Raw genomic sequence first — 8,933 nt, 5'->3', positions numbered from 1 at the left:
AACGCGTGAAACATGTGTTTGATGGGTATTTTGTGTATTTTTATGAATAAATCAGGTACTAGTTTGATTAATATCTTATGAGAAAATTTATTTTTGCTTTTTTCCCTTTGCCGTAAAGTTAAATGCACCGGCAAGGACAAAAAAGATAATTATTGAAAGAACCAACGGAATCCGGGTCGCATCAACGAAGAAAAGAACTATTAAAGCCCCAAAGAAGAAGATAATCGTCAGCCAACTGGTTAGCGGATAACCGGGCATCACAAAACGGTGAATTCCCTTGGGGTGCGCCTTTTTGAACTTAATATGAGCAAAAAGGATAATCAACCAGGTAAAGATGAAGAAAATCGTGGATATCCCCGAAATAACGTTGAAAACCCCTGCTGGCATAATGTAGTTCAAAATAACCGTGACAAATAAGATTGCCGTTGAAAAGGTCAATGCTTTCGTTGGTACGGCCTGGGGGCTTAACTTACCAAACTTCTGGGGGGCATTCCCACTTTTGGCGAGCGCGTATAACGACCGACTCGTACTAAAAATAGCACTATTGGTTGCCGACAAGGCTGCCGTTAAAACAACGAAGTTTAAAATTCCCCCGGCTGCTGGAATACCAATTGCTGCGAAGGCCTGAACAAAGGGACTAGAAGTTTCTTTGACCCGGAACCACGGATAAATGGACATCAAAGCAATCATCGAGCCGATATAAAAGAGGCCGATTCGTACTGGTAAAGTGTTGATGGCATTGGGAATATCCTTTTGGGGATTCTTCGTTTCCCCGGCGGTTAAACCGACCATCTCAATACCAACAAAAGCAAATACAACCATTTGAAACGAAAGTAAAAAGCCACTGGGACCAGTAGGGAAAAAGCCCCCCTGATTAACAAGGTTTGCTAAGGTTACTGTTCGTCCACTTACTTTAGCATGCATGATAATAAGGACCAGGCCGACAACAATTAGGGCAATAATTGCCAAAACCTTAATCATTGAGAACCAACTTTCTAGTTCCCCAAATAGCCCAACATTGATCATGTTAATTAGCATAAAGACTATGACGATCAACAACGGGCCCACCCATTGGGGAAGGCTTGGAAACCAGTAACGCAAGTAGATCCCCGTGGCCGTTAGATCGGCCATTGCGAGGGTTAACCAGCAGGCCCAATACATCCAGCCAGCGATGAATTCCATCCGGTCACCAAGGTAGTACTGAACCGAGTCGATGAATGAGTGGCGGGAAGTATCCTCCAAAAGCAATTCACCAAGTGCCCGCATCATAAAGAAGATGAAGATTCCGGTAATTAAGTAGGAAAGAATGATTGACGGTCCAGCCTCGTGGATTGCTGAGCCAGAGCCAAGGAATAGCCCCGTTCCAATGGCCCCACCGATCGCAATCATGGTAATATGGCGACTTTTTAGTGAACGTTTTAGCTTCTGATGTTGCTGTACATCCATAATGTAACCTCCCGAAATTAAGTTCTAGCTACTTTGAAAGGGGAAAACAAAAACGGGAGCGTGACAGAAGTCATTTATGACTTCGTTTTCACGCCCCCGCGAGCGCAAATAGGGCTCCAGAGTTCGGTTATACCGGACACTGGAGCCCATTTGCGTACCGCGCTGTTCGTATTTGAACTTGGTAAAAGTACTTATGTCACAGCCCCGTTTTTGACGCGGTTCCACCCATCTTTATAGCCTTGTTAGACTACCTCTTAGTCGATAATGGAACCACCCATTTCACGTATATGCCATATCGCTAGACTGAACTTGCAGCACTTGTCCAGTTCTCTAAAACTAGCAATTCATTAGAAGGTACTAATAATATATATTGTTCTTCGCCAATTGTCAAACAATTTCTGAAATTAATTTAAAATTGTTCGTTAGACGTTTAAGACCTTATCCAGGAAATTCTTGGTATCTTCCTGTTGTGGGTGTTCAAAGATCTGCTCCGGCGTCCCCTGTTCCCGAATATTACCATCGTGGAAGAAGACTACCCGATCGGCAACCTGCTTGGCAAAGCCCATCTCGTGGGTAACCACGATCATCGTCATTCCTTGACGCGCAAGGTTTTTCATAACTTCTAGCACATCACCGACCATTTCAGGGTCAAGGGCGCTCGTCGGCTCATCAAAGAGCATCACATCTGGTTTCATTGCCAGTGCCCGGGCAATTGCAACCCGCTGCTTTTGGCCACCGGAGAGGGTCTTAGGGTTGACATTGGTCTTTTCCTTCAAGCCAACCACTTCAAGGTAGTGGAGGGCATCTTTTTTGGCTTCCTCCTTGCTTTCCTTTTTCAGCTGTACCGGCGCCAGAGTGATATTCTCAATTACCGACATGTTAGGGAAAAGGTTAAAGTGCTGGAAAACCATTCCGATATTTTCCCGGACCTTATTGATATTTACCTTCGGGTCGGCGATATCATAACCGTCAACGTAAACGTGGCCGCCATTCGGGATTTCTAGCCGGTTCAGGCACCGTAAAAAGGTACTCTTCCCGGAGCCAGAAGGACCAATCATGCAAACCACTTCACTCGGCTTAACATTCAGGTTGATCCCCTGGAGGACTTCATTCTTTCCGTAACTCTTGTGGAGGTCCTTTACTTGTACTTTATATTGTTTATCCATATTAAGCCATCCTCTTTTGAATGTAGTTTGATAACCAGGTCAGCAGGGTAATGATGATGATGTAAATTGTCCCAATGATCAACCACATCTTAAACCCTTCCATGTTTTGCGAAATGATCACTGTCCCGGTCTGCGTCAATTCCATGACCCCAATTGCCGAAAGAATGGAGGTATCCTTCAGGGTGATGATGAACTGGTTGACCAGGGATGGAACCATAATCTTGATTCCTTGCGGTGCCACAACCTTGATTAAGGCCTTCCGGTATGGCAAGCCAAGGCTCCGGGCCGCTTCCCATTGGCCAGGGTCAACGGCATCAAAGCCCCCCTTAACGATGGCCCCGATGTAGGCCCCTTCGTCAAGCATTAGTGTCATGATCCCGGCGAGAAATAGTGGGACCTTATGGCCAATCACGTTTGGCAAGCCCATGTAGATAAAGAAGGCCAAAACGATCATTGGTAATCCCCGGAAAATGTAGATGATGATGCTGGAAATTCCGTTGGCAAGTTTACTCTGCATAAATCCCAGGACACCGAGAATCAGGCCGAAGATCATCGCTAAGATAATCCCAACAATCGTCAGTTGGATAGTCATCCATAAACCGTTGAGCAGTGCCGACCGGTTAGCCTTCAGAAGGCCAGGGATTGTCCGGCTAGCAGTGCTGCTCTTGGTTGTCTTATCACTCTTTGTGTACTTATTGACGATTTGCTTCATTTGGCCGGTCTTGTTTAACCAGTCAATCCCATCATTAACCTTCTTTTGCAGTGCCAGGTTCTGGCCCTTTTGGAAACCAACCGCCACTGGCTGGGCATCAATTGGCTTCTTGGTGACGATCTTCAATGGGACCCCGGTCCGGATTCCGTATTGGAGAACCGGCCCGTCGTCAAAGGTGGCATCCGTGTTACCGTTCTTAACATCGTTCCACATCGTGTTTGAAGAGTCGAAGTAACGAATCTTGTACCCGTACTTCTTCTGGTTCTTCTTAACAAAGAGGGCGGCACTGGTTCCGGACTTAGCGGAAACCATCTTACCCTTTAACTGCTTCAGTGAGGTGATCTTACTGTTCTTGGCAACCGCCATCATAACACCGTCTGTGTAGTAAGGTTTGGAGAAGTCAAACTTCTGTTTCCGCTCGTTAGTAACACTCATCCCGGCGATGACGGCATCAACTTGACCGCCTTCCAAGGCTTGCAAGTCACCGTTGAAGCTCATTGGCTTGAGTTTGTATTTAAAGTGTTCGTGCTTAGCAATCTTCTTCAACATTTCGATTTCAATTCCGGGATTTTTACCGGAATAGCCGCCCTTGCTATCTTGAATTTCGAAGGGCTCAAACGTGTTGTTCGTGGCAAAGGTGTAAGTCGGTTCGGCAGCAGACACACTCTGTGGTTCGACTAATGACCACCCGAGCGCAATCCCGAGGACTGCGATGAAGGTGGCTAGTATTTTTCTCCAACCTATTTTCCGCATTATCAACCGACTCCTTTTAATCAAATTTTAACGTTGCTAATACATTAGCACCCTACTCGACGAAAGTGAATAGGATTAAGGGAAAAGCGTGTATCTCAAAGATGGTAGCGGTTTAAACAAAATTTAAGTAAGAATTTTAGCCTATTTAACTTTATAAAATTAACGTCATTTTTATTTTGCAGCAATTATTAGAATTTTCTTATTTAAATCAAAAAAGCACCGCACTTCCGGATGAAGATCCGGACGCGTGCGGCGCCTGTTAATCATATTAAAGCATTACTTATTACGGAATGGAACGGCGTTTTCCTTGGTAATCTTAGTTACCCCGTGCATGTATGGTACTAAGACATTTGGAATCGTTACAGAACCATCTTCGTTTTGGTAGTTTTCCAGGATGGCGGCAACGGTCCGGCCAACAGCCAAACCAGAACCGTTCAGGGTGTGAACGTATTGCAGGTTACCGTTTTCGTCCCGGTATTGGGTGTGCATCCGCCGAGCTTGGAAGTCGGTACAGTTAGAACAACTCGATACTTCACGGTACTTGTTCTGAGCAGGCATCCACAGTTCGATATCGTGGGTCATCGCTGCCGTGAAACTCATATCACCAGTAGTTAAGGTGATAACGTGGTATGGAATATTCAACTTCTTCAAGATGTTTTCACCGTTAGCGGTCATCTTTTCAAGTTCATCCCATGAATCTTCGGCCTTGGTGTACTTAACCATTTCAACCTTGTTGAATTGGTGCATCCGAATCAGGCCACGGGTGTCACGGCCAGCGGCCCCGGCTTCAGAACGGAAGCAAGGCGATAAAGCAGTGACGTATACTGGTAGCTCTTCAGTTGGGATGACTTCACCACGCAGGTAGTTGGTCAAGGGCACTTCGGCAGTTGGAATCAAGGTCATATCTTCCCCGTTAACCCGGTAAACAGAGTCACGGAACTTTGGATATTGACCAGTTCCGTACATCGATGCAGCGTTCACGATGTATGGTGGCAAAACTTCGGTGTAGCCGTCCTTCATGTGTTCGTCCAGCATGAAATTGTAAACAGCCCGTTCCAGTTGGGCACCTAAACCAAGGTAGTAAACAAACCGTGCACCAGATACCTTGTGGGCCCGGTCAAAGTCCAGAATCCCCAGGTTAGTCCCAATGTCCCAGTGGTGCTTTGGTTCGAAGTCAAATTTACGGATGGTTCCGACCTTCCGTAATTCAGTCGCCCCTTCTTCCGTCAGGCTAACTGGCACGTCATCATGAGGGATGTTAGGAATTCCAGCCAGCAAGTCGTGCAGCTTCTCGTCATTGGCGTCGACCTTCTTGTCGAGTTCCTTGATATCGGCACCCAGCTTACGCGTTTGGGCAATTGCTTCGTCAGCATTTTCACCCTTCTTCTTGGCTTCACCGATCTTTTCGGAGGCTTCGTTCCGTTGGGCCTTCAGGGCTTCGGTCTTTTGCAGAAGGTCACGCCTCTTCTTATCAAGGTCAAGGACTTCATCAATTTCTTCCGGCTTAACGCCACGGGTGCCTAATTTCTTCTTGTAGAAATCTGGGTCTTGACGCATCTTCTTAATATCTAACATAATTCTACCTCCGAATATAAAAGAGCCATTCCATCCTCAAATATTTTGGGACGAAATGGCTATAGTTCCGCGGTACCACCCAAGTTTGACCTCAATAGTCACCCTCATGATGGATAACGGCCACCAGCCGTGCGGCATTACCCGCCCACAAATTTAACTGCACCGGAGTTTCGGTTAACTGCTCGCACCACCCGCAGCTTCTCTGGTAACCTACTTAAAATGCATTTCGTGTTTGATATTGATTATTATATTATTATATTTTTTCTTATTTGGCAAGGATTTCTTTAAATGTTTTATGAGAAAAATTTATCTCACCTTTAAGAAACGTAATAGCGGCGCTGTTTCCAGCGCCGCTATTTTTTTAAATATTGACGTTTACGATATGCTCGTCATTATGGATAAAAACAGCTCCCCGGTTACCCGGTTGTTCTTCCCAGCCGGCAACTGGTTCCTCGTTGAAGAAGAGCCGTTTAGCCTCCACTTCCCCCAGTACGGACCGGTCTGTAAAGACCGTCACACTATTCAGGTCCGTTTCCAAGGGATAACCAGTCCGCGGGTCCAGCAAGTGGTGGTAACGCTTGCCATTTTTCACCAAGAAGCGTTCATAAATTCCCGAGGTAACCGCCGAGCATGCGGACTGGCGAACCGTCTCCATGTTCTGCCCCCGCTTTAGTTGGGGGTCTTGAACACCAATGATCCACTGGCCATCCGGACGACGGGGCGATTTTCCCACAAAGAGGAGGTTGCCGCCTAGGTCAATGATTCCTGCCGGCACCCCGGCGCTTTGCCAGTAGTCACGCAGACGGTCCGCAATGTAACCCTTGGCGATCCCGCCTAAGTCGAGTTCCATCCCCGACTGTTCCAGGTATACCGTCCGGTTCTCATCGTCGAGTAGGACCTGGTAAGGGTCAATCAACCGCAGACGGTCCTTAATCGCGGCATCACTGGGCACATTGGCCCCGCTAAAACCAATCTTCCACAGCTTGACGAGGGGCCCAATCAAGGCGTTAAAGCCAAAGTTCTCCCGGCTGTAGTGAACTGCTAATTTGATGAGGTCGTAGGTCGACTGTGAAACCAACTTCGGTGTCTTACCGGCAGCCTGGTTGACCGACATGACCTCAGAAACCGGCCGGTTAACCGTCAAGCGGTCCTCGTAGCCGTCAATTAGTTTCATCGACTTACTAAGGATTGGGAAATACTGGTCACCGTAAACCGTTAAGACAATCTTGGTACCAAGAGCATGGTGGACCATACTATGCCGTTGGGCCATTAACTCGCTTGCCATCGTGCATTCCTAGTTTTCGGAAGCACCAGTCGTGGCGTCCGCACTTTCGTCGTCAGCGTCAACACTACCGCTTTCTGAAGCTGCAGAAGTGGCGTCACTATCGTCGGCTTGGACTGGTGCCGTTTTCTCTACTGAAGCATTGTCGGCATCGTCATTACCCGTTTCGGATGCCCCGGTTGAAGCGTCAACCGTCTCACTAGCAGCTTCGTTAGTATCGTCGTGCTTAGAAGCACCAGTCGTGGCGTCTGGCTTGTTGTCCCAGGCACCGTTTTCGAAGAGGTTAAGGATGTATTCAACACTTCCCGTGAACTCAATGGTTCCCAGGTAGTGGCCGTCAATGTCACGCAGGGCATAGTATTGGATTAGTGAACGGTGGCCGTTCATCCACAGTGGACGGGTAACGACGTCCTTCTCACCGTCACGGAAGCTGTTGATAATCTTGGTGACAATCGGTACAGCCTTCGGTGGGTGGCACTCAGTAATTGGTTCATTTAAGGAAGCCACGCTCCGGACGTGTTCCCGGTTTGGCTTGTCCGAGTACCAGGCAAAGCGGTCAGAACTATCAACCAAGTCAATCTCAAATGGAATTGTACTGAAAATTTGTTGAACTTCTTTTAATGATAGGCGACCCGTTGGGAAATTAATATAGGCATCGCTAATCTTTGGGCGTTTGATTGGCATCTGAACTTCCTCCTCATCGATGTTTTTGAATACCTGAATATACTGAATAAAGTTAGTAAAGCACTTTTCTAGGTTGTCGCGCATGTCTTCATTGATCAGACGGCCATCTTTAGAAAATACGCGGCTAGCCCCACCAATTAATACTTCGTTGCCGGGTAATAAGTTAGCATCACAGTCCGGTGAAATCAGGATTTGCCGCATCTGGACTTGGGAGCGGGCAGATGCTTGACGACCATAAGAAACCCCCACGACCATGACTGGCTTGTGCTTTAGTACTTCAGTATGATAAGAAAGCCATTCCGTGGCACTCTTCAGTGCGGCCGGAATCCCGTGGTCATATTCTGGTGTTGAGAACACGACCCCGTCAGCGGCCTTAACCTTTTGCTTTAACTTCCAGACCTCGGTCTGTTCTTCCAGCGGAACGTCCACACTAAAGGCGGGGAGCTTGCTAATTTCGTAAATTTCGATGTCGGCCATCTGCTTAAAGTGCTTCTTCATAAACTTGAGTAAGATCCGGTTGTATGAGAAGTTTGCGTTGGTCCCGACTAAAGCTAAAATCTTCATTAGTCCTTTGCCGCCTCCTTTTTGGCAACCATCCCGTTGATTGCCTCTGCGTATGGCTTAAACTCGCTGATGCACTTGTTAAGGAAACTGACTGTCCCCTCATCAGTGATATTGCCATCTTCATCAATCATGTCAGCAACGTTACTCATAAAGAACTCTTCACCTTGGAAGACATGGGCATTGACCCCGGGGGAGATCAAGATGTCCCGCAATTGAACTTGGGAACGGGAAGAACCTTGCTCATGGGTCGACGCACCGATGATCATTACCGGCTTATTTTCTAGTGGGTGGAGTTCGTATGACAGCCATTCAACCATGCTCTTCAAAGCAGAGGTGATTGAGTGGTTATATTCTGGGCTGGCAATAATTACCGCATCGGCCGCGGCAACCCGGCGGTCAATGTCAGCAACTACTTTCGGCGTCTTTCCTTTGTAGTTTTCGTTAAAGAGGGGAACCTTGCGAATGTCAATCACATCGACATCATCAGTATCGCGAAGGCCTTTCGCAATAAACTCTAACAGCATTCGGTTATATGAATGGTTCGCGTTGGATCCTGCAATTGCAGCAATCTTCAAGACATGTCACTTCCTTATAATAATTTATGCAACATTTCACATTGCCATTTTACTATATTTTGGTAAAGAGCGACACCAATCGGCAATAATTATTAGTTACTATTTAAATTATTAGATGATTTTTTCCTCAATTGTCAAGTTAAGTGCAACACTAATGGCCTATTCTTATAATTGGT

General features: G+C 46.8%; 7 protein-coding genes. All 7 read right to left on the bottom strand.

What is annotated here, in order from left to right; all coding sequences use genetic code 11:
- Positions 1-87: 87 nt before the first annotated feature.
- Positions 88-1,446: an amino acid permease gene (locus FD32_RS03155; protein WP_047768719.1), complete on the bottom strand. Its 1,359-nt coding sequence runs from the start codon at positions 1,444-1,446 to the stop codon at positions 88-90.
- Positions 1,447-1,868: 422 nt separating this feature from the next.
- Positions 1,869-2,612, bottom strand: a complete 744-nt coding sequence (locus FD32_RS03150; RefSeq protein ID WP_047768721.1) for an amino acid ABC transporter ATP-binding protein — start codon at positions 2,610-2,612, stop codon at positions 1,869-1,871.
- Position 2,613: 1 nt separating this feature from the next.
- Complete coding sequence (locus FD32_RS03145; RefSeq protein WP_047768723.1) at positions 2,614-4,077, bottom strand: ABC transporter substrate-binding protein/permease; 1,464 nt, start codon at positions 4,075-4,077, stop codon at positions 2,614-2,616.
- A gap of 276 nt (positions 4,078-4,353) precedes the next feature.
- Positions 4,354-5,652: a serine--tRNA ligase gene (gene serS / locus FD32_RS03140; protein ID WP_047768725.1), complete on the bottom strand. Its 1,299-nt coding sequence runs from the start codon at positions 5,650-5,652 to the stop codon at positions 4,354-4,356.
- 361 nt (positions 5,653-6,013) lie between these two features.
- Positions 6,014-6,937, bottom strand: coding sequence for an FAD:protein FMN transferase (locus FD32_RS03135; RefSeq protein ID WP_056962107.1), 924 nt, complete (start codon positions 6,935-6,937; stop codon positions 6,014-6,016).
- A 9-nt stretch (positions 6,938-6,946) separates the two neighbouring features.
- Complete coding sequence (locus FD32_RS03130; RefSeq protein ID WP_047768729.1) at positions 6,947-8,182, bottom strand: NAD(P)H-dependent oxidoreductase; 1,236 nt, start codon at positions 8,180-8,182, stop codon at positions 6,947-6,949.
- The gene (locus tag FD32_RS03125) at positions 8,182-8,757 is read right to left on the bottom strand and encodes an NADPH-dependent FMN reductase (RefSeq protein WP_047768731.1); all 576 of its coding nucleotides are present in this window, start codon (positions 8,755-8,757) and stop codon (positions 8,182-8,184) included. The genes FD32_RS03130 and FD32_RS03125 overlap by 1 nt, the downstream gene beginning before the upstream one ends.
- Positions 8,758-8,933 lie beyond the last annotated feature (176 nt).

The organism is Limosilactobacillus panis DSM 6035 (genome assembly GCF_001435935.1).
Lineage (GTDB): Bacteria > Bacillota > Bacilli > Lactobacillales > Lactobacillaceae > Limosilactobacillus > Limosilactobacillus panis.
Note: the sequence above shows the minus strand (reverse complement) of the source record. Positions and strands in the feature narration are given on the sequence as shown.

Coding starts and splice junctions, on each gene's coding strand:
- FD32_RS03155 (WP_047768719.1), bottom strand. CDS start 1,446: ATGGATGTACAGCAACATCAGAAGCTAAAACGTTCACTAAAAAGTCGC.
- serS (WP_047768725.1), bottom strand. CDS start 5,652: ATGTTAGATATTAAGAAGATGCGTCAAGACCCAGATTTCTACAAGAAG.
- FD32_RS03145 (WP_047768723.1), bottom strand. CDS start 4,077: ATGCGGAAAATAGGTTGGAGAAAAATACTAGCCACCTTCATCGCAGTC.
- FD32_RS03130 (WP_047768729.1), bottom strand. CDS start 8,182: ATGAAGATTTTAGCTTTAGTCGGGACCAACGCAAACTTCTCATACAAC.
- FD32_RS03150 (WP_047768721.1), bottom strand. CDS start 2,612: ATGGATAAACAATATAAAGTACAAGTAAAGGACCTCCACAAGAGTTAC.
- FD32_RS03135 (WP_056962107.1), bottom strand. CDS start 6,937: ATGGCAAGCGAGTTAATGGCCCAACGGCATAGTATGGTCCACCATGCT.